The organism is Citrobacter sp. ABFQG (genome assembly GCF_004322975.1).
Classification (GTDB): Bacteria; Pseudomonadota; Gammaproteobacteria; order Enterobacterales; family Enterobacteriaceae; genus Citrobacter; species Citrobacter freundii.
Genome location: NZ_CP036435.1, coordinates 2,250,910 through 2,272,135, shown reverse-complemented (window position 1 = coordinate 2,272,135; position 21,226 = coordinate 2,250,910). Strand labels below are relative to the sequence as shown.

Sequence of the window (21,226 nt, the reverse complement as noted above, 5' to 3'; positions counted from 1 at the left end):
GTTTTACACTTTGGACGGATTAATCCTGGAATTGGCCAAAAAAACACAATAAAGTAGCGAAAAACGAGATCCAACCTACAATTTATAACTGTAACAGCTTTAATTTTCATAAATTTCAAGATTCTATGCTGGGTTTAATTTCTCAGGCAAAACTATTAACCACATATTGATGATGTAACTGGCACATGCACTGTTGGAAGACGTTATCCGACATATCGACCATAACAGGAGCATATTATGCATATGACAAAGCTGGCTTCACTCTTTCTTACCGCTACACTCAGCCTCGCCAGCGGCGCGGCGCTGGCTGCTGAAACCAATACGCAGTCCAATAACGGCCAGGCAAATTCCTCGGCGGACGCCGGTCAGGTCGCCCCAGACGCACGTGAAAACGTGGCACCAAATAACGTCGACAACAGTAACGTGAATTCGGGTGGCACAATGCTGCACCCGAACGGTTCATCAATGAACCATGAAGGGATGACCAAAGACGAGATGCACAAGAACACCATGTGTAAGGACGGTCGCTGCCCTGATGTGAATAAGAAGGTTGAGACCGGAAACGGCATTAATAATGATGCCGAGACAAAAACTGATGGCACTACGCAGTAACGCTGAAAATAAAGCTAATAACGGGAGAGCAATAGCTCTCCTTTTTAATTTTATCATCCCAAAAACGGTATGATGGCATACAGTAAAGATGAGAATAACAAAGGGATGGCATAATGGCGCACTCGCATACTCATAATTCCTCTGAGCAACCCAAGGACAATAATGCCCGCCGCTTGATGTTTGCATTCTGCATTACAGCCGGATTTATGTTGGTTGAAGTGGTAGGTGGAATACTTTCAGGTTCACTGGCCTTGCTGGCTGATGCCGGGCATATGCTCACTGATGCCGCAGCGCTCCTTTTCGCGCTGCTGGCCGTCCGGTTTTCCCATCGACCGCCCACAATACGACACACCTTCGGCTGGCTGAGGCTCACGACACTGGCCGCGTTTGTTAATGCCATCGCATTGGTCGTGATCACCATTTTAATCGTCTGGGAAGCCATTGAGCGCTTCCATACGCCCCGCCCCGTGGCAGGCGGCATGATGATGGTTATAGCTGTCGCGGGTTTACTCGCCAACGTGCTGGCTTTTTGGGTTCTACACCGCGGCAGTGAGGAGAAAAACCTGAACGTCCGCGCCGCGGCACTACATGTGATGGGCGATTTACTCGGCTCGGTCGGGGCGATCATCGCTGCGCTTATTATTATCTGGACGGGCTGGACGCCTGCGGACCCGATTCTCTCGATTCTGGTTTCCGTGCTGGTACTGCGCAGCGCCTGGCGACTGTTAAAGGATAGCGTTAATGAATTACTGGAAGGTGCCCCGCTGACGCTGGATATTGCCGCACTGCAGCGCCATCTCAGCCGGGATATCCCCGAAGTCCGCAATGTACACCATGTCCATGTCTGGATGGTGGGTGAAAAACCGGTAATGACGCTGCATGTGCAGGTGATCCCGCCGCACGATCATGATGCCCTGCTGGAACGTATTCAGCATTTCCTTATCCACCACTACCAGATTGAACACGCGACGATCCAGATGGAGTATCAGCCGTGCAATGGGCCGGACTGCCACCTGTACCAAGGCGTGTCCGGCCATTCACATCATCACCATTAATGGGACAGCGCGCGGGAACCCCGCTCACGCGCGCTGTTAATCCACATCCTGCTACCATTCAGGGCGATAACCGTCAGGATCATATACTCCAGCGACATGGCATATACGCCTTGTAGGGCGAAAATCACTACGCTTATTACGTTAATGATCACCCACAGCAGCCAGTTTTCGACGTATTTGCGCGTCATCAGGATCATCGCCGCAATCGACAACACCATCATGCAGGAGTCCCAGAACGGGAATGCATCGGGTTGCAACTCAGGCACAACAACCTGTAATCCTAATGCCTGCATAATGTTCACCGCAATGCGGGTCAGGAATGCAAAGACCGGATCGATATAGACCGACATCAGACCGATCGCTACCACGCAAGCCGCCAGCCAGCCGATCGCTTTTGGTAACGGCAGCCAGCGAATTTTCAGTTCCGCTTCATGCTGGTTAGTTTGCCTGGACCAGGCATACCAGCCGTAGATGTTGGCGGCAAAGAAGAAAACTTGCAGCAACAGGCTTGCATAGAGCTGGATCTGAAAGAAGATAATCGCAAACAGCGTGACGTTTATCAGGCCGAAGAAGTAATTGCTTATTTTCTCAAGACTCGCCAGACCAATACACAGCAACCCGGCGATCGTCCCCACAGCTTCGATCCACGACAGATCGTAACCGCCAGCGCCGATCGGAATATGTACCAGAATGTTCTGCGTGCTAAAAAAGTCCATCTTTTCCCCCAGAGCAAAAAAATTAATTAAGCTCGAAGTGTAGCCGCAAATTCCAACATGCGGTTTAACGGCAACAACGCCCCTTCTCGCAGCGCAGCATCAACATGTATCTCATGAGCCGCTCCGCCTTGTTCCAGGCCCTCAGCAATCGCCTTGAGGCCGTTCATCGCCATCCACGGACAATGCGCACAGCTGCGACAGGTTGCCCCCTCGCCAGCCGTCGGCGCTTCAAGCAATTCTTTATCCGGAACGGCCTGCTGCATTTTGTAAAAAATGCCCCGGTCAGTCGCCACAATCAGCTGTTGATGCGGTAACGATTTAGCTGCGTTGATTAACTGGCTGGTTGAGCCAACCGCATCGGCCATATCAACGATAGACTGAGGGGACTCCGGGTGCACCAACACCGCAGCATCAGGGTAAAGCCCCTTCATGCGTGTTAAAGCCTGAGTTTTAAATTCGTCGTGGACGATACAGGCCCCCTGCCAACAAAGAACGTCTGCACCGGTCTGTTTTTGCACGTAGTTGCCCAGATGTCTGTCCGGAGCCCAGATGATCTTTTCACCTAAACTATCAAGATGCTCAATAAGTTCTACCGCGATACTGGACGTGACAACCCAGTCCGCCCGCGCTTTAACGGCAGCGGAGGTATTGGCGTAAACCACCACGGTACGATCAGGATGCGCATCGCAAAACGCGCTGAAAGCATCAATCGGACAACCCAGATCTAATGAACATTCCGCCTGTAAGGTCGGCATCAGGATGGTCTTTTCCGGGCTGAGGATTTTGGCGGTTTCCCCCATAAACCTCACTCCTGCAACCAACAGCGTAGAGGCAGAATGTTTTGAGCCGAACCGCGCCATCTCCAGAGAATCAGAAATACAGCCACCGGTCTCTTCGGCCAATTGCTGAATTTCAGGATCGGTGTAATAGTGCGCGACCATAACGGCATCACGCTCTTTCAACAGGCGCTTGATTTTTTCACGATAAAATTGCTTTTCATCCACACTCAGCGGGGCTGGCTTCGGCGGAAACGGATAAATTGCTGCTTCTGGATCAAACATCACGCTCATCTTGCTTTCTCGTTTTACTAGCTTAACGAAATAACCGATTAAAAGCGTGACGCACGCCGTATTCGGTTAGATTTGTTTTATATGCTAAACAAGATAGCGGATTGGCGTAAGAAAGTCACAATAATTGCGTGTGATGAATGCCGGATGGCGACTGACGTCTTATCCGGCCTACGTGAATAGTGTCGTCTGTAGGACTGATAAGCGAAGCGCATCAGGCAAGCAGGTTCGAATCGTTGATTCTGCGAATAGCAAAAAGGCGCCTTTTTACACTGGTGGGGCGTGCAGGATGACTCGCTACGCTCGCCCTTCGGGCCATCGCCGTAAACGGCTCCGTTGTCTCACTTCGTGAGACCCGAACCTGCTGCAGGTTCGAATCATGAAATCCTGCGCATAGCAAAAAAGCGCCTTTAGGGCGCTTTTTTACACTGGTGGGGCGTGCAGGATTCGAACCTGCGACCAATTGATTAAAAGTCAACTGCTCTACCAACTGAGCTAACGCCCCCTTATGGGGTTTACTTCTTTATACTTTCAGGATGGTGGGGCGTGCAGGATGACTCGGCTTTGCCTCGCCCTACGGGCCGTTGCTTACGCAACGTTATCCTTCACGTTTTACAATCGCGTTCCACCTTAGCGATTGGTGGGTCGTGCAGGATTCGAACCTGCGACCAATTGATTAAAAGTCAACTGCTCTACCAACTGAGCTAACGACCCGCTCGGGTATAACCTGAAAATTTTTACTCGGTACCACCAATAAATTGGTGGGGCGTGCAGGATTCGAACCTGCGACCAATTGATTAAAAGTCAACTGCTCTACCAACTGAGCTAACGCCCCGAGTGGTGGGTGATGACGGGATCGAACCGCCGACCCCCTCCTTGTAAGGGAGGTGCTCTCCCAGCTGAGCTAATCACCCGATACTACGCTGGATACTACTTACTAACTGAGTTAGTGGTGGGTCGTGCAGGATGACTCGACTTCGTCTCGCCCTACGGGCCGTTGCTTACGCAACGTTATCCTTCACGTTTTACAATCGCGTTCCACCTTAGCGATTGGTGGGTCGTGCAGGATTCGAACCTGCGACCAATTGATTAAAAGTCAACTGCTCTACCAACTGAGCTAACGACCCACTTTTTTTGCCGCTTTCGGGCTGTTTGATATCCCTTGGCAACGGCGGCATATATTACTGATTTCAGATTTTAGCGCAACAAAAATTTCGATGTAAATAACTCAACTGCTTAGGAATCACACGACGCGACCAGAATTAACACGATTTCTGGTCGCATGGTGTTCATTACATCGCGCCAAGGCGTTTTTGCGCTTGTTTCGCGCCATCAGTGCCAGGGTATTTAGTGATAACCTGCTGATAAACGGCTTTAGCTTTTGCTGTGTCACCTTTGTCCTGCATGATGACGCCGACTTTATACATCGCGTCTGCAGCCTTTGGTGATTTCGGGAAGTTTTTAACTACTGAAGCAAAATAGAACGCTGCATCATCTTTTTTCCCCTTGTTGTAATTCAACTGACCCAGCCAGTAATTCGCATTTGGCAGGTAAGTCGAGTCTGGGTACTTTTTGATGAAGTTCTGAAATGCTTCAATCGCATCATCCTGGCGGGATTTATCCTGCACCAGAGCAATGGCCGCATTGTAATCAGTGTTCGCATCGCCAGTCTGCGCCGGGGCTCCTGCCGCTGCGCCCGCATCAGGCGTAGGGGTTGCTGCTGCCCCACTCTGATCGCTACCTGCAGACTGCGCCGCAGGCGCACTACCGCTGCCAAGATTATTAATCTGCAACAATATTTGCTTCTGGCGTTCAACAACCTGGTTCAACTGATACTGATTTTCCTGAATTTGACCACGCAGGGAATCAATATCGGACTGATTATCGGAGAGTTGTTGCTGGAGTTGGGTTAAAAGCTGACTGTGAGCGTTAGAAATACGCTCGAGTTGAGTGACACGGTCTTCGACCGAGCCTGAGCCGACACTACTGATTGGCGCCTGAGCAAAAGCGGCCCAAGGGGCCGCTATGCCAACCAGTAACGACAGACTCAACAGATGATGTCTGAAGTTACTGCTCATGCAATTCTCTTAGTAAACCAGTACGGCGCGACGGTTTTTGGCGTAAGCCGCTTCGTCATGACCCAGTACTGCAGGTTTTTCTTTACCGTAAGAAACGATGGAGATCTGGTCAGCAGAAACGCCTTTACCCTGCAGGTACATCTTAACGGCGTTCGCACGACGCTCACCCAGGGAGATGTTGTACTCAGGAGTACCACGTTCGTCCGCATGACCTTCTACGGTGACTTTGTAAGACGGGTTGCTACGCAGGAAGTTAGCGTGAGCATCCAGCATTGCAGCGAAATCAGAACGGATATCGTACTTGTCCAGATCGAAGTAAACGATGTTGTTCTGCTGCAGCTGTTGCATCTGAAGACGCGCTTGCTCTTCAGAAGACATGTTGCCGCTGCCGTTTGCATCCATACCAGTGCCGGCACCCAGCATGCCTTCGCTGCCGTCATTGCTGGCGTTCTTGTTAGAAGAACACGCTGCAATAGCCATAACAGGCAGAGCAATCATCAGCCCTTTCAGCACTTTGTTCAGTTGCATTTCAATGATTCCTTTATTAATCAATTATTTATTATCACAGATACGGCGACCAGGCAGGGAATTTAACCTGTCCATCAGTTGCCGGAAGACGCGCTTTGAAACGCCCATCTGTAGAAACCAAATTCAGCACGGATCCCATCCCCTGAGAAGAGCTGTAGATTACCATAGTGCCGTTAGGTGCCAGACTTGGCGTTTCGTCCAGGAACGTTGACGACAGAACTTGTACGCCACCCGCTACCAGATCTTGTTTGGCAATGTGCTGCTGACCGTTGGCCGAACTTACCATTACCATAAATTTACCGTCGCTGCTCACATCCGCATCCTGGTTTTGCGAACCTTCCCAGGTAATGCGCTGCGGAGCACCGCCGTTGACGTTAACTTTATATACCTGCGGACGACCGGCCTGGTCAGATGTAAAGGCCAGGTTTTGGCTGTCCGGGAACCAGGTCGGTTCCGTGTTGTTGCTACGACCATCCGTCACCTGACGGATCTGACCGGAACCAATGTCCATGACATACAGGTTCAGGCTACCGGTTTTAGACAGGGCAAACGCCAGTTTGCTGCCATCCGGAGAAAACGCAGGCGCACCGTTGTGACGTGGGAACGACGCTACCTGACGAACCGCGCCATTAGACAACGTCTGAATAACCAGTGCAGAACGACCACTCTCGAAGGTTACGTACGCCAGTTTTGAGCCGTCCGGAGACCACGCCGGAGACATCAGCGGCTGCGGAGAACGGTGTACCACGAACTGGTTGTAACCATCGTAGTCGGACACACGTAATTCGTACGGGAACTGACCACCGTTGGTCTGAACAACATAAGCGATACGGGTACGGAATGCACCTTTAATGCCGGTCAGTTTTTCAAACACTTCGTCACTTGCAGTATGCCCTGCGTAACGCAGCCACTGCTTGTTCACTTTATAAGTGTTCTGTGCCAGTACGGTACCCGGTGCGCCACCGGTGTCAACCAGCTGATAGGCAACGCTGTAAGAACCATCCGGGTTCGGCGTAACCTGGCCGACGACTACGGCATCAATGCCCAGCGCAGACCAAGCGGCAGGTTGAACTTCCTGCGCGGTACCAGGCTGCTGAGGCAGACGAGAACGGTCTAACGGGTTAAATTTACCGCTGTTACGCAGGTCAGCACCTACGATACCACCGATATCTTCAGGTGCAGCACCCGGTCCTGCCCACTGGAACGGAACGACGCCAATCGGGCGCGCCGAGTCCACCCCCTGGGTGATCTCGATACGTACTTCTGCGTGCAGCACCGCTGCCCACAGCATCAGAAAACCAAATGCTACTCGTAATGCCTGCTTCATCATATCTCCCTTATCTGGACGGAAAGCCCACGATAATTTAGCAGAATGTTAACAAACTCAAATACACAAAACTACCACAACTCAGTATCAACCTTAGACCGTTTCCCCTGATTTCTCAGGGGTCGTTATTACAGTTTGAAGTCCAGTTTGGCATCTTTTACTTTTTCATAAACTGCCTGGCTAGGCGGTTTAGGAATTCTGGCGGTTTTCGCAGCCGTCAGCGCAGCCTGACACAATGCTGGATCCCCACCCTCTTCGGTCACATCCAGTAACAGACCATCGGGTGCTAACTTGATATGTAATACGCAAGATTTACCTGCATACAAATCTGCACCATACAGACGGCTCTGGATCGCATTACGAATTTGAGATGCGTAAGCACTGATATCAGCACCAGATGCACCGCCATTGGCACCACTTGTACCACTATCTTTCGCCGGTTGGCCGTTTCCTTTCGCTCCACCGCCCGATTTCGGTGCATTCTTACCGGAGCTCAGGTCACCCAACAAGTCGTCAACGCCAGAGGCTGCAGCGGCTTTTTCGGCCGCAGCCTTTTTAGCAGCAGCTGCTTTATCTGCCGCAGCTTTCTTATCGGCAGCGGCTTTCTCGGCTGCAGCTTTTTTGTCTGCTGCTGCTTTTTCCGCTGCGGCTTTCTTATCAGCCGCCGCTTTTTCAGCAGCGGCCGCTTTCGCGGCGGCGGCTTTTTCTGCTTTCTCAGCGGCAGCTTTCTCGGCTGCTGCTTGCTTAGCGGCTTCAGCCTGTGCTTTCTTCGCAGCGTCCGCGGCAGCCTTAGCAGCTTGTGCTTCGGCAACTTTCTTCGCATCAGCAGCGGCTTTAGCAGCTTCCGCCTCAGCTTTTTTCTGTGCATCCGCAGCGGCTTTCTTCGCGGCATCTGCCGCTTGTTTCGCCTGTGCATCAGCTTTAGCCTTCGCCGCAGCTTCTTCAGCCTGTTTCTGTTGCTCTTGCGCTTTCGCGGCGGCGGCTTCAGCTTGCTTCTGCTGTTGCGCCTGTTCGCGCACTTTTTCCTGCGCGGCTAAGCGTTCTTTTTCCAGCTGCTTCAGTCGCTCTTGCTCAGCTGCCTGTTTCTCGCGAAGTTCTTCAGCTTGCTGCTGCGCCTGCTTTTCACGCTGCTCTTCAGCACGTTTCGCGCTTGCCTGCTGTTGCTGCTGCCTGTCGTACTGTTGCACAACGGCGCCAGGATCGACCATAACGGCGTCGATGGACGAACCGCCACCGCCGCCGGCTGAAGCATCAATGTGCTCATCGAACGAACTCCAGATCAGCGCTGCAAATAAAATGACATGCAGCACCGCTGAAATAATTATCGCCCTTTTGAGCTTGTCGTTTTGTTCGGTTGCCTTTGACACTCTCGGTTCCCAAAAAACTGTTCGCCTGTTACGTGCTATCTTTCAAGCCAGCAAAACGCCGTCATCAGATTGGCTGCGTCATCAAGCCAACCGATTTTACGCCTGCACTGTGTAACAAGTTCAGCGCTTTAATTATTTCATCATAAGGCACGTCTTTCGCACCACCGATTAAAAAGACCGTTTTCGGATTGGTCTGCAGGCGACTTTTCGCTTCCGCGATAACCTGCTCCGGCGGCAGTTGATCCATACGATCTTTCTCAACCACCACGCTGTATTGCCCAATACCGGAAACTTCAATAATGACCGGGGGTTCGTCGTTACTGCTGACGGCTTGCGATTCGGTCGCATCCGGCAGGTCGACTTCCACACTCTGCGTAATGATCGGTGCGGTTGCCATAAAGATCAGCAACAGCACCAGCAGTACGTCGAGCAGCGGTACAATATTGATTTCGGACTTGAGTTCGCGACGACCTCGTCCACGCGTTCTGGCCATGGCTTACCCCTTGTTGCTCTCGCTAACGGTAAACGCCTGGCGGTGCAGAATCGCGGTGAACTCTTCCATAAAGTTGTCGTAATTCAGTTCCAGTTTGTTCACGCGCTGGTTCAGACGGTTGTAGGCCATAACCGCCGGGATTGCCGCAAACAGACCGATAGCCGTTGCAATCAACGCTTCCGCGATACCCGGTGCAACCATTTGCAGCGTCGCCTGTTTTACCGCGCCCAGCGCGATAAATGCGTGCATGATCCCCCAAACGGTACCGAACAGACCGATATACGGGCTGATGGAGCCAACGGTTCCGAGGAATGGAATATGCGTTTCCAGCGTTTCCAGCTCACGGTTCATCGAGATACGCATCGCACGGGAAGCCCCCTCAACGACCGCTTCCGGCGCGTGACTATTTGCCCGATGCAAACGAGCAAACTCTTTGAACCCGCTGTAGAAAATTTGTTCTGAGCCAGCCAAATTATCACGACGCCCCTGGCTTTCCTGGTACAGGCGCGACAATTCAATGCCGGACCAGAACTTGTCTTCAAATGCTTCGGCTTCACGTGAAGCAGCATTAAGAATACGGGTCCGCTGGATAATAATGGCCCAGGATGCGATTGAGAAACCAATCAAAATCAACATGATAAGTTTAACCAGAAGGCTTGCCTTCAGGAACAAATCAAGGATATTCATGTCAGTCACTGCTTAAACTCCGCGACAATAGACTTGGGAAGCGCACGAGGCTTCATTTTGAGTGGATCAACGCAAACAATCAGAACTTCGGCTTCATTCAGCACGGTGTTCTCTGCGTTGACAATGCGTTGCGTGAAAACCAAAGAGGTGCCACGCATTGACGTAATTTCGGTTTGAACTTCGAGCATATCGTCGAGCCGGGCAGGCGCAAAATACTCGAGGGTCATCTTGCGCACCACAAAGGCTACACGTTCAGCCAACAGGACCTGCTGACTGAAGTGATGATGACGCAGCATCTCTGTGCGCGCTCTTTCATAAAAAGCGACGTAGCTGGCGTGGTAAACCACCCCACCGGCATCGGTATCTTCATAGTAGACACGAACCGGCCATCGAAACAGCGTTGTATTCACTTTACATCCCGGTAATGCAACAAAAGGTTAGTGCTTTCAAACTTCGCTACTATACGCGCGGGAATGGTGCTTTGGAATGGGGGAAAGTAAACGGAGAGTAAAAAATTATGGGCTTATGCAAGCCCATAAATATTTAAGGATGTTTCTTATTCAAAAGAAGAAGAAAAACAGACCAACAACGAGGACGATATCCGCGATCAGCGGGCAGAAGATACCCTGCCAGTGTACGGCACGAGGACGAAAGCCAACGCCGTGAATGATGCCTGCGCAGACCGCCCACATCAGCAGAAAACCATGCCAGATTTCAAGCTCACTGGTTTTGGCCGCGAAACGTGACGGATCCCAGAATATGCAACCGGCCAATACGATTGCCAGCACAAATGAAAGCGCCCGCAAGGGGCGCTTGTCCATCGCGTTGTATAACATCGCGATAATGTTGGTCATTAGCTATCTTCTTGTCCGGCTTTGCCTGATTCAACGTGCTCAAGCGCCAGCGCTGTGATTATCCCAAATGCACAGGCAAGAAGCGTTCCCAAAATCCATGCGAAATACCACATTTTAAGCTCCTTACTTAGTACAGAGAGTGGGTGTTACTTTCAATATCTTCTTTAGTGATGCGACCAAACATCTTCCAGTAACACCAGCCGGTGTACAGCAGAATGATCGGTACGAACACACAAGCTACATACGTCATCAGATTCAGCGTCAGCTGGCTGGACGTTGCATCCCACATGGTCAAACTTGCGTTCATCATGGTGCTGGATGGCATCACAAACGGGAACATTGCGATACCGGCAGTCAGGATGATGCATGCTAACGTCAGTGAAGAGAAGACGAATGCCCAGGCCCCTTTCTCCATACGAGAAGTCAGAATGGTCAACAGCGGCAGAACCACGCCCAGTGCAGGAACCAGCCACAGGATAGGTGCATTGTTAAAGTTCACCATCCATGCGCCAGCCACGCGAGCCACTTCTTTGGTCAGCGGGTTGGAGGCGGCATGATGATCCAGTGCTGAGGTCACAACATAACCGTCAATACCGTAAATCACCCATACACCGGCCAGCGCGAAGCAGACCAGAGTCACCAGCGCCGCAACCTGTGAAGTTGCACGAGCACGCAGATGCAGTTCACCTACCGTACGCATCTGCAGATAGGTCGCACCCTGGGTGATGATCATCCCAACGCTCACGACACCAGCCAGCAGACCAAACGGATTCAGCAACTGGAAGAAGTTACCGGTGTAGTACAAACGCATGTAGTCATCTACGTGGAACGGAACCCCTTGCAGCAGGTTGCCGAACGCCACACCAATCACCAGCGGTGGCACGAAGCTACCAATGAAGATGCCCCAGTCCCACATGTTGCGCCAGCGCATGTCTTCAATCTTGGAGCGGTAATCAAAACCGACCGGACGGAAGAACAAAGACGCCAGTACCAGGATCATCGCCACATAGAAACCGGAGAACGCAGCGGCATACACCATCGGCCAGGCAGCGAACAGTGCGCCACCCGCGGTGATGAGCCAAACCTGGTTACCGTCCCAGTGCGGGGCGATGGAGTTAATCATAATTCGACGCTCGGTATCATTACGACCGAGGAAACGGGTGAGCATGCCCACCCCCATGTCGAAGCCATCAGTGACCGCGAAACCAATCAGCAGAATGCCAACCAGCAGCCACCAGATAAAACGCAATACTTCATAATCGATCATTTGACGACTCCTGTCTTAGCGTGCCGGCTGAGAAGTCACAGTGGACTGCTCGTAGTGATAACGACCGGTTTTCAGGCTACTCGGCCCAAGGCGTGCGAACTTGAACATCAGATACAGTTCAGCCACCAGGAACAGGGTATACAGGCCGCAAATCAACAGCATCGAGAAGATGAGGTCGCCAGCAGTCAGCGAAGAGTTCGCTACGGCTGTTGGTAACACTTCACCAATCGCCCACGGTTGACGACCGTACTCTGCGACAAACCAACCGGATTCAATAGCAATCCACGGCAGAGGAATCGCGTACAGCGCAGTGCGCAGCAGCCATTTTTTCTCACCGATACGGTTACGAAGCACAGTCCAGAAGGACACCGCGATAATTGCCAGCATCAGAATGCCGCATGCCACCATGATACGGAAAGCGAAGTACAGCGGCGCAACGCGAGGGATAGAATCTTTCGTTGCCTGCTGAATTTGCGCTTCGGTCGCGTCGGTGACGTTATCCGTATAGCGTTTCAGCAGCAGACCATAACCCAGGTCTTTCTTCATGTTGTTGAACTGGTCGCGAACGGCCTGGTCGGTAGTACCAGCACGCAGTTCTTCCAGCAACTGATACGCTTTCATCCCGTTACGGATACGCTCTTCGTGCTGCACCATCAGGTCTTTCAGACCAATGACCGGTGTATCAACAGAGCGGGTGGCGATGATGCCCAGCGCATAAGGAATTTGAATCGCAAAATGGTTTTCCTGCGCATCCTGGTCCGGAATACCGAACAGCGTAAAGGAAGCCGGTGCAGGCTGAGTTTCCCATTCTGCTTCAATCGCTGCGAGTTTGGTTTTCTGCACGTCGCCCATTTCGTAACCGGATTCATCACCCAGAACGATAACAGACAGAATGGCAGCCATACCAAAGCTGGCAGCGATGGCAAAAGAACGTTTAGCAAACGCGAAGTCACGACCGCGCAGCATATAGTAGGAGCTGATACCCAGAACGAACATCGCGCCGCATACATAACCAGATGCCACAGTGTGAACAAATTTCACCTGTGCTACCGGGTTGAGCACCAGTTCAGAGAAGCTCAGCATCTCCATACGCATGGTTTCGAAGTTGAAATCCGCTGCGATTGGGTTCTGCATCCAGCCGTTCGCAACCAGAATCCACAGCGCGGACAGGTTAGAACCCAGGGCCACCAGCCAGGTGACACACATATGCTGGACTTTACCCAAACGGTCCCAGCCGAAGAAGAACAGACCTACAAAGGTGGATTCGAGGAAGAAGGCCATCAAACCTTCGATCGCCAGCGGCGCACCGAAAATATCCCCTACATAGTGGGAGTAGTAAGACCAGTTAGTCCCGAACTGGAACTCCATGGTCAGACCGGTAGCCACACCCAGAGCGAAGTTGATACCAAACAACTTGCCCCAGAACTTGGTCATATCTTTATAAATCTGTTTGCCGGAAAGGACGTAGACCGTTTCCATAATGGCCAGCAAGAACGCCATACCGAGCGTCAGTGGCACAAACAGGAAGTGGTACATCGCGGTCAAGGCAAACTGTAAGCGCGACAGTTCGACTATATCTAACATCATGACTCCTTGCTCATCGCATGAAGACTCCGAGAGTGAACCCCGTTAGAAAGGGTCACACGCATGCCCCAATACAAATTTATCTGCTTCCTTACGCCGCTACTCTTTCTTCTCTTGTGAAGAAAGGACAATGGAGAAAGGTTACAAACATGTTAATAAAACACTCAAATTGATCCCGCAATTATATTACGCCGTAAAATCCTTACAATAAACAGGTTTTTATCGAGACAAATTTGCATTTTTCGATAGTGATCAATTTATAGCTAATTTACCACTTTCAGACCAATTTGATCTGCAGCAATTTAACCTCTTTTGATGCTGTTTTCCAAGTTTTAAACATTGATTTAAATCAATTTTCAAATTTAATGTTAATAGTGTTTAACACTCGCATGACTAGTGAATGCGATGTTAACAACATGTTTTTCAATGAGTAATTGCCGTTACTACAAATGATAGGATATTTATTTAAATGTACACGATCTTTTAACCAGCCCGGCTGACAAAATTGATAGCAGATAAAGAATCACTAATGCTAGGTAGCTCACAGTTTTTTGTTTAGCAAGTCATGGACTTGTTATTTCATACAAATTATTCATTTAAATTTTACTTATAATTAACACCGAGATGTAACTATCTCAGCTGGAAGAGAAAACGTTCCACATTGACCGATGCATTGCGTTTGGTGTTCTGCGAGAGAACGCTGGCGTTTCGCTTAAATCATCACTGAAAGTTATCTTTAACGCCCACTCTGCACTTATGTGGCAAAGATTAAATATGCCACAAACATTTCATTATCATTTTTATCCTAAAATTAACAAAAATGAATTGTGACATATAAGATTAAAAAATAAAAAACCGTTACGTCGTTCACAAGTTAATTAGTAATTGTGATTTTTGAAATTATTAAAAACACGACATAAATGGCGCGCATAACAAAATAAGATTTCGATCACAAACATGGCAAGTAATTTATTACCCATTTTTCTAATAAATTAAAACCGGCCAAGAAAATATGATACATCCTACTGATTATAAAGAAATTTTATAACAACCAAATATAACAATCATTTTTCTCAGGATATTTTGAAAATAGATCAATTGCTTCCTTTTTCGCTTCCACAGAAACTCCAACCCTATTAAGAGGTTGTCACAATCCATGTTCTAAATATTAGAAAATAATTTCACTTATTGACCATCAGCCCTACAGAGGATTACCCATGAAGAAATCTACACTTGTTATTGGCGTCATCGGTGCTGACTGCCATGCAGTAGGTAATAAAGTTCTGGATCGCGTTTTTACCGCTCATGATTTTCACGTAATCAACCTCGGGGTGATGGTGAGCCAGGATGAATATATTGATGCTGCGATTGAAACAGGCGCCGATGCCATCGTGGTGTCCTCTATCTACGGTCATGGCGACATTGATTGCCTCGGATTACGTGAGCGCTGCATCGAACGCGGCCTTGGCGACATTCTGCTGTACGTCGGCGGCAACCTGGTCGTCGGTAAACATGACTTCGCCGATGTGGAAGTGAAGTTTAAAGAGATGGGCTTTAACCGGGTCTTCGCCCCCAGTCACGATCTGGAAGATGTTTGCGCGCTTATCACTAATGATATTCACCAACACAATGGCCTCGAACAGCGTTGCCTGGAAGAGGCTATCTGATGCAAACAGTTTCTGTCGATATCGGCTCGACATGGACCAAGGCAGCCCTCTTCGCCCATGAAGGCGAGGAATTAACCCTGGTAAACCATGTCCTGACCCCAACCACCACACATCATCTGGCAGACGGTTTTTTTGCCAGCCTGAATCAGGTGCTGAATGTTGCCGATGCTCGCCCGTTACTGAAAAGTGGTGAAGTGCAGTTGAAATACTCCTCCTCAGCGAAAGGTGGGCTTGCCGTTGCAGCAATGGGGCTGGTGCCTTCCATTACGTTGGAATCGGCAAAAGTTACCGCCCATTCGGCAGGAGCGAAAATCGCGCAATATTATTCGTACAAGCTGAACCGTCATGACATCCAGGAGCTGGAGTCATCCCCTCCAGATATTCTGCTGTTTACCGGCGGTACAGACGGTGGCGAAGAAAGTTACGGCCTGGCGAATGCGCATGCGCTGGCAGGCTCAAAGCTTGATTGCGCCATTATCTACGCCGGAAACCGGGACATTCAGGACGAAATACAAACGATTCTGGGACATAAGGATTTGACCACGGTAGACAACATTCTGCCTGACCTCGATCACCCGAATCCGTTTGCCGCACGTCAGGCGATTTGTGATGTGTTCTTGTCACGCATTGTCAAAGGCAAAGGTCTGGACGTCATTGTTGGCGAAACAGGCGAAGAGCCAATGCCGACGCCATGGACGGTCTATGAGTTAGTCAAAGCCATTAGCGATTACGACAGCGCATGGAAGGAATTCATGCTGATTGATATGGGCGGAGCCACCACGGATGTCTATTCGGCCAGCGCGAATACCCTCTCCCCCGATACCGTCCTGCATGGTGTTCCTGAACCGTTCGTCAAACGTACCGTAGAAGGCGACCTGGGCATGCGCGTTTCCGCCGTCGTGGTGGGAGAAAGCACGCAGGATATGGTGAAAGTCATCTTCGCCCAACAACCACAGCGCGAGGAAGCGTTTTACCGCTACCTGCGCCATCTGGTAGGGCAACCGGATTACCTGCCACTCAGTGAGGAAGAGAAATATTACGACACCCTGCTGGCAGGTTTATGCGTGGGCTATGCCGCTGAGCGCCACGCGGGCACTAAAAAGCAGGTTTGCACCTGCGTGGGTAACGTGGATTTACAGATGGGTCGCGATCTCACCACCGTACGCAAAGTCGTCGGTTCAGGGGGATGGCTCTCTCGCGCCAGCCAGTTTGATATCCATAACTGGCTCAAATACCGGGAGCTGGACGACCAGGGGAAAAGAATTCTGTTACCGAATCAGTTTGAGTATTACCGCGATTCAAATGGCCTGCTCCCGCTTCTGGCAAACGTCGCCAGGCTGTACCCGCAAGCCGCTGCTCGCACCAGCATTCAGTGTTTAACCCTATAAAACTTAAGGCAGCTACGAATGGAACTTCGAAATAAAAAATTGACCCATGACGAATTCATGACCGAAAGGCATCAGGTATTACAAACCTGGGAAACCGGCAAAGACGTTGAGAACTTCGAAGATGGCGTGAAGTACCAGCAATCAATTCCAGATAAAAAACGCTTCTCCCTTGCCCTGCTGAAAGCCGATCAGGAAGGTAAAACCCTGAGCCAGCCGCGTGCAGGCGTAGCATTAATGGATGAGCATATTGCGCTGCTCAAAACATTGCAGGAAGAGTGCGACCTCCTGCCGAGTACTATCGATGCCTATACCCGTCTGAACCGCTATGAAGAAGCCGCTGTCGGGATCCAGAAATCCATCGAAGCAGGTACTTCCAAGCTGAATGGTTTACCAGTTGTCAATCACGGGGTTGCTGCCTGCCGCCGGATGACTGAATCGCTGGAAAAACCGATCCAGGTTCGCCACGGTACACCGGATGCGCGCCTGCTGGCAGAAATCGCCATGGCCAGTGGCTTCACCAGCTACGAAGGCGGCGGTATCTCCTACAACATCCCTTACGCCAAACGCGTCACCCTGGAAAAATCCATTCGCGACTGGCAGTACTGCGACCGTCTGATGGGTCTGTACGAAGAGAACGGCATTCGCATCAACCGTGAGCCGTTTGGCCCGCTGACCGGTACCCTGATCCCGCCGTTTATGTCCCACTCGGTGGCGATTATTGAAGGTCTGCTGGCGCTGGAACAAGGCGTGAAATCCATTACCGTCGGCTACGGCCAGGTCGGTAGCCTGACGCAGGATATCGCCGCTATTCAGGCGCTGCGTGAACTGTCCCACGAATACTTCCATAACCATGGCTTCGACGATTACGAACTGAGCACCGTTTTCCACCAGTGGATGGGCGGATTCCCGGAAGATGAAGCGAAAGCCTTCTCCGTTATCGCCTGGGGTGCAGCGGTTGCTGGTATGTCGGGTGCCACAAAAGTGATCACCAAAAGCCCGCACGAAGCGTTCGGTATCCCAACCGCGGCAGCTAACGCCCAGGGTCTGAAAGCGTCACGCCAGATGCTCAACATGGTCAGCGACCAGAAATTCCCGCAGTGCGCTGCCGTGGAGCAGGAAGTTGACCTGATTAAGAGCGAAGTCCGCGCGGTGTTGAAGAAAGTCTTCGAACTGGGCAATGGCGACATTGCGCGCGGTACGGTGCTGGCCTTTGAAGCTGGCGTGCTGGATGTACCTTTCGCTCCTGCCGCCTGTAACGCCGGTAAGATCCTGCCTGTTCGCGATAACACAGGCGCAATCCGTATTCTTGAAGCCGGTGCCGTGCCGCTGCCGAAAGATATTCTCGCCCTGCACCACGACTATGTCGCAGAGCGCGCACATTTTGAAGGCCGCAAGCCTTCTTTCCAGATGGTCATTGATGACATCAACGCCGTATCCCACAGTAAATTAATAGGAAGACCATAATGAAAATCAAAAAGGCCCTTTTCACCGCTGGCTACTCCTCATTTTATTTTGACGATCAGCAGGCCATCAAAAATGGCGCCGGTCATGACGGGTTTATCTACACCGGCGATCCGGTCACGCCTGGATTTACCTCTGTTCGTCAGGCGGGTGAATGTGTTTCCGTACAACTGATTCTGGAAAACGGCGCGGTAGCTGTGGGCGATTGCGCAGCGGTGCAATATTCAGGTGCAGGCGGTCGTGACCCGCTGTTCCTGGCTGAAAACTTCATTCCGTTCCTCAACGACCACATCAAGCCGTTGCTGGAAGGTCGTGACGTTGATTCGTTCCTGACCAACGCCCGTTTCTTTGATGAATTGCGTATTGACGGCCATCTGCTGCATACCGCCGTACGTTATGGTCTGTCTCAGGCACTGCTCGACGCGGCGGCATTGGCTACCGGTCGTCTGAAAGCCGAAGTGGTTTGTGATGAATGGCAACTGCCATGCGTTCCGGAAGCCATTCCGTTATTTGGTCAGAGCGGCGACGACCGTTATATCGCCGTCGACAAGATGATCCTAAAAGGTGTGGATGTCCTGCCGCATGCCCTGATCAATAACGTTGAAGAGAAGCTGGGCTTTAAAGGTGAAAAACTGCGTGAGTACGTCCGCTGGTTGTCTAACCGCATCCTGAGCCTGCGCACCAACGAAAGCTATCACCCGACACTGCATATTGATGTCTACGGCACCATTGGTCTGATCTTCGATATGGATCCAGTGCGTTGCGCCGAATACATCGCCAGCCTGGAAGCCGAAGCTCAAGGTCTCCCGCTGTACATTGAAGGCCCGGTTGATGCCGGTAACAAGCCGGATCAGATCCGCATGTTAACCGAGATCACTCAGGAGCTGACTCGTCTGGGTTCCGGCGTGAAAATCGTTGCGGATGAATGGTGTAACACCTATCAGGACATCGTGGACTTCACCGACGCGGGCAGCTGCCACATGGTGCAGATTAAAACCCCGGATCTGGGCGGTATTCACAACATCGTTGATGCAGTGCTGTATTGCAACAAACACGGAATGGAAGCCTATCAGGGCGGTACCTGTAACGAAACGGAAATCAGTGCTCGTACCTGCGTACACGTCGCGCTGGCCGCGCGTCCAATGCGCATGCTGATCAAACCGGGTATGGGTTTCGATGAAGGTCTCAACATCGTGTTTAACGAAATGAACCGCACCATCGCGCTGTTGCAAACTAAGGATTAAGAGATGGCACGCACATTTAAGATCTTATCGCCTACGGCTATCCTGGGTTATGGCTTCCCGGAAGAAAGTTTTCGTAAAGCCATGGAAGAGTCACCGGATCTTATTGCTGTTGACGCAGGTTCCTCCGATCCTGGCCCCCACTACCTGGGGGCAGGTAAACCCTTTACTGACAGGGCCGGTGTGAAACGCGATCTGCGCTATATGATTGTGGCAGGCGTTAAGAACAACATCCCGGTAGTGATCGGCACAGCCGGTGGTTCTGGCGCAGCTCCGCATCTGGAGTGGTGTCGCCAAATAATCCATGAGATCGCACAGGAAGAAAAACTGTCTTTCTCAATGGCGCTAATTCCGTCTGATGTCGACAAAGAAATCGTTCATCAGGCACTGGATAACGGCAAAATCACCGCGCTCGATTTTGTGCCTGAACTGACTCACGAGGCCATTGAAGAGAGCACCTACATTGTCGCGCAGATGGGCGTCGAGCCTTTCCAGCGTGCGCTGAAAGCCGGTGCACAGGTGGTCCTGGGCGGACGAGCCTACGATCCGGCCTGCTTCGCCGCGCTGCCGATTATGCAGGGCTTTGATGAAGGTCTGGCGCTTCATTGCGGTAAGATCCTTGAGTGTGCTGCCATTGCCGCCACCCCTGGCTCCGGCTCCGATTGTGCGATGGGGATTATCGACGACAACGGCTTTACGCTGAAGGCGTTCAATCCCAAGCGTAAGTTCACTGAAACTTCTGCTGCGGCGCACACCCTGTACGAGAAGTCAGATCCTTACTTCCTGCCAGGGCCAGGCGGTGTGCTGAACCTGAAAGCGTGCACCTTTACCCAGGTTAACGAGGGTGAAGTGTATGTCAGCGGTTCACGCCATGAAGAAACACCGTATGCGTTGAAACTGGAAGGTGCACGCCAGGTTGGCTTCCGTTGCCTGACCATCGCCGGAACACGCGACCCGATTATGATTGCCGGGATTGACACGATTCTTGAAGAGGTACAGGCAAGCGTTGCACGTAACCTCTCCCTGAACGACGACAGTATCCGCATGACGTTCCACTTGTACGGTAAGAACGGTGTGATGGGCAACCATGAACCGATGAAAACTGCGGGCCATGAACTGGGAATTTTACTGGATGTCGTTGCGCCGACGCAGGACATCGCCAACAGCGTTTGCTCGCTGGTGCGCTCTACCCTGCTGCACTACGGCTATGAAAATCGCATTGCGACTGCGGGCAACCTCGCCTTCCCGTTCTCGCCATCTGATATTCAGAGTGGACCGGTGTATGAGTTCTCGATCTATCACCTGATTGAAGCGAGTAATGCGCTGCGTTTTGATTTCCACATTGAACAGGTGACGCCAGAAGGAGTTCAGGCATGAAACACTCAATTTGTTCACTGGCACAAGTTATTCGCTCGAAAAACGCCGGACCGTACGAACTGGTTTTAGATATTTTATTTAAAACCCGGGAAGATTATCAGCGCGTAAAACGCTCAGAGCAATTAACACCGCAGCTTATTGCCGGTTTATATAACGTTAAGCCTGACTTTATTCACAATATTGTATGGTTCGATCCGGCGAATGCCGTAAAAATCGTCATGCCGCGCGATATTATTTCCGGCAACGTCGGTGACAATGATGTTTATGGTGCACAGCAACACGCACCATTATTAAGTATTGAGTTCGACTTGTAACAAAAAACACAATAACAACCATTGGGGCACAGAATTCAGCTGTATCACAGTGCTTCGAATTATTCATGCGGTTGGTCACAACAGGCGTGCGTCTAAGCTGCTGTCCAGGCTCAGGCGCACGCCACCCTACACAATTCCAATTA

Annotated in this window: 21 protein-coding genes, 5 tRNA genes and 1 other RNA gene; 8 read left to right on the top strand and 19 right to left on the bottom strand. The window is 51.0% G+C overall.

All coding sequences use genetic code 11. The annotated features are described in order from the left end of the window. Positions 1 to 237: 237 nt before the first annotated feature. Positions 238 to 612, top strand: a complete 375-nt coding sequence (locus WN16_RS11035) for a YbgS-like family protein (protein ID WP_003022994.1) — start codon at positions 238 to 240, stop codon at positions 610 to 612. A gap of 113 nt (positions 613 to 725) precedes the next feature. Beyond that, complete coding sequence (zitB, locus tag WN16_RS11030; protein ID WP_003022992.1) at positions 726 to 1,667, top strand: CDF family zinc transporter ZitB; 942 nt, start codon at positions 726 to 728, stop codon at positions 1,665 to 1,667. Here the strand turns inward: zitB and pnuC are convergent. From pnuC to cydA, 19 genes are all read right to left on the bottom strand, one after another. Further along, on the bottom strand, positions 1,664 to 2,383 hold the full coding sequence (gene pnuC / locus WN16_RS11025) for a nicotinamide riboside transporter PnuC (RefSeq protein WP_003022990.1): 720 nt from the start codon (positions 2,381 to 2,383) through the stop codon (positions 1,664 to 1,666). The two genes, zitB and pnuC, sit on opposite strands and share 4 nt — an antisense overlap. 26 nt (positions 2,384 to 2,409) lie before the next feature. Next, positions 2,410 to 3,453: a quinolinate synthase NadA gene (gene nadA / locus WN16_RS11020; protein ID WP_003837113.1), complete on the bottom strand. Its 1,044-nt coding sequence runs from the start codon at positions 3,451 to 3,453 to the stop codon at positions 2,410 to 2,412. 270 nt (positions 3,454 to 3,723) lie between these two features. Next, a non-coding RNA gene (locus WN16_RS11015) (RtT sRNA) lies at positions 3,724 to 3,857 on the bottom strand. Between the two features lie 22 nt (positions 3,858 to 3,879). Beyond that, positions 3,880 to 3,955 (bottom strand) — tRNA-Lys (locus WN16_RS11010). Between the two features lie 133 nt (positions 3,956 to 4,088). Next, positions 4,089 to 4,164, bottom strand: a tRNA-Lys gene (locus WN16_RS11005). A 45-nt stretch (positions 4,165 to 4,209) separates the two neighbouring features. Next, positions 4,210 to 4,285 (bottom strand) — tRNA-Lys (locus tag WN16_RS11000). 3 nt (positions 4,286 to 4,288) lie between these two features. After that, positions 4,289 to 4,364: transfer RNA gene (locus WN16_RS10995), tRNA-Val, on the bottom strand. Positions 4,365 to 4,501: 137 nt separating this feature from the next. Then, positions 4,502 to 4,577, bottom strand: a tRNA-Lys gene (locus WN16_RS10990). A gap of 165 nt (positions 4,578 to 4,742) precedes the next feature. After that, entirely contained in the window at positions 4,743 to 5,528 is a 786-nt protein-coding gene (cpoB, locus tag WN16_RS10985) for a cell division protein CpoB (RefSeq protein ID WP_044701059.1), read from the bottom strand. 9 nt (positions 5,529 to 5,537) lie between these two features. After that, positions 5,538 to 6,056 carry a peptidoglycan-associated lipoprotein Pal gene (pal, locus tag WN16_RS10980; RefSeq protein WP_003022983.1) on the bottom strand — a complete coding sequence of 173 codons (519 nt, stop codon included), beginning with the start codon at positions 6,054 to 6,056 and terminating at the stop codon, positions 5,538 to 5,540. A 34-nt stretch (positions 6,057 to 6,090) separates the two neighbouring features. Further along, complete coding sequence (gene tolB / locus WN16_RS10975; protein ID WP_003022981.1) at positions 6,091 to 7,383, bottom strand: Tol-Pal system beta propeller repeat protein TolB; 1,293 nt, start codon at positions 7,381 to 7,383, stop codon at positions 6,091 to 6,093. A gap of 128 nt (positions 7,384 to 7,511) precedes the next feature. After that, complete coding sequence (tolA, locus tag WN16_RS10970) at positions 7,512 to 8,750, bottom strand: cell envelope integrity protein TolA (RefSeq protein ID WP_044701056.1); 1,239 nt, start codon at positions 8,748 to 8,750, stop codon at positions 7,512 to 7,514. Between the two features lie 64 nt (positions 8,751 to 8,814). After that, on the bottom strand, positions 8,815 to 9,243 hold the full coding sequence (gene tolR, locus WN16_RS10965; protein ID WP_003022978.1) for a colicin uptake protein TolR: 429 nt from the start codon (positions 9,241 to 9,243) through the stop codon (positions 8,815 to 8,817). Between the two features lie 3 nt (positions 9,244 to 9,246). Beyond that, positions 9,247 to 9,939 carry a Tol-Pal system protein TolQ gene (tolQ, locus tag WN16_RS10960; RefSeq protein ID WP_003022976.1) on the bottom strand — a complete coding sequence of 231 codons (693 nt, stop codon included), beginning with the start codon at positions 9,937 to 9,939 and terminating at the stop codon, positions 9,247 to 9,249. After that, positions 9,936 to 10,340, bottom strand: coding sequence for a tol-pal system-associated acyl-CoA thioesterase (gene ybgC / locus WN16_RS10955; RefSeq protein WP_003835413.1), 405 nt, complete (start codon positions 10,338 to 10,340; stop codon positions 9,936 to 9,938). Before ybgC ends, tolQ begins: the two co-directional genes overlap by 4 nt. Before the next feature lie 150 nt (positions 10,341 to 10,490). Continuing rightward, the gene (gene ybgE / locus WN16_RS10950) at positions 10,491 to 10,784 is read right to left on the bottom strand and encodes a cyd operon protein YbgE (protein WP_003022971.1); all 294 of its coding nucleotides are present in this window, start codon (positions 10,782 to 10,784) and stop codon (positions 10,491 to 10,493) included. Next, entirely contained in the window at positions 10,784 to 10,897 is a 114-nt protein-coding gene (gene cydX, locus WN16_RS10945) for a cytochrome bd-I oxidase subunit CydX (RefSeq protein WP_003022970.1), read from the bottom strand. The genes ybgE and cydX overlap by 1 nt, the downstream gene beginning before the upstream one ends. A gap of 14 nt (positions 10,898 to 10,911) precedes the next feature. Continuing rightward, positions 10,912 to 12,051: a cytochrome d ubiquinol oxidase subunit II gene (gene cydB / locus WN16_RS10940; RefSeq protein ID WP_003022968.1), complete on the bottom strand. Its 1,140-nt coding sequence runs from the start codon at positions 12,049 to 12,051 to the stop codon at positions 10,912 to 10,914. A 15-nt stretch (positions 12,052 to 12,066) separates the two neighbouring features. After that, entirely contained in the window at positions 12,067 to 13,635 is a 1,569-nt protein-coding gene (gene cydA / locus WN16_RS10935) for a cytochrome ubiquinol oxidase subunit I (RefSeq protein WP_044701051.1), read from the bottom strand. A gap of 1,217 nt (positions 13,636 to 14,852) precedes the next feature. Between cydA and glmS the strand changes: the two genes are divergently transcribed. From glmS to WN16_RS10905, 6 genes are read left to right on the top strand one after another with little or no spacing between them, the layout of a single operon-like run. After that, a complete protein-coding gene (glmS, locus tag WN16_RS10930) occupies positions 14,853 to 15,302 on the top strand; it encodes a methylaspartate mutase subunit S (protein ID WP_003022963.1) in 450 nt (149 codons plus the stop codon). Next, positions 15,302 to 16,690: a methylaspartate mutase accessory protein GlmL gene (gene glmL / locus WN16_RS10925; protein WP_044701049.1), complete on the top strand. Its 1,389-nt coding sequence runs from the start codon at positions 15,302 to 15,304 to the stop codon at positions 16,688 to 16,690. The genes glmS and glmL overlap by 1 nt, the downstream gene beginning before the upstream one ends. Before the next feature lie 18 nt (positions 16,691 to 16,708). After that, positions 16,709 to 18,154 (top strand): methylaspartate mutase subunit E, encoded by a 1,446-nt coding sequence (locus WN16_RS10920; RefSeq protein WP_003022957.1) that lies wholly within the window; start codon positions 16,709 to 16,711, stop codon positions 18,152 to 18,154. After that, positions 18,154 to 19,395, top strand: a complete 1,242-nt coding sequence (locus WN16_RS10915) for a methylaspartate ammonia-lyase (protein ID WP_003022953.1) — start codon at positions 18,154 to 18,156, stop codon at positions 19,393 to 19,395. The genes WN16_RS10920 and WN16_RS10915 overlap by 1 nt, the downstream gene beginning before the upstream one ends. Before the next feature lie 3 nt (positions 19,396 to 19,398). Next, the gene (locus WN16_RS10910) at positions 19,399 to 20,769 is read left to right on the top strand and encodes an acyclic terpene utilization AtuA family protein (RefSeq protein WP_044701047.1); all 1,371 of its coding nucleotides are present in this window, start codon (positions 19,399 to 19,401) and stop codon (positions 20,767 to 20,769) included. Continuing rightward, positions 20,766 to 21,083 carry a DUF4387 domain-containing protein gene (locus WN16_RS10905; RefSeq protein ID WP_008320068.1) on the top strand — a complete coding sequence of 106 codons (318 nt, stop codon included), beginning with the start codon at positions 20,766 to 20,768 and terminating at the stop codon, positions 21,081 to 21,083. The genes WN16_RS10910 and WN16_RS10905 overlap by 4 nt, the downstream gene beginning before the upstream one ends. Positions 21,084 to 21,226: the final 143 nt, after the last annotated feature.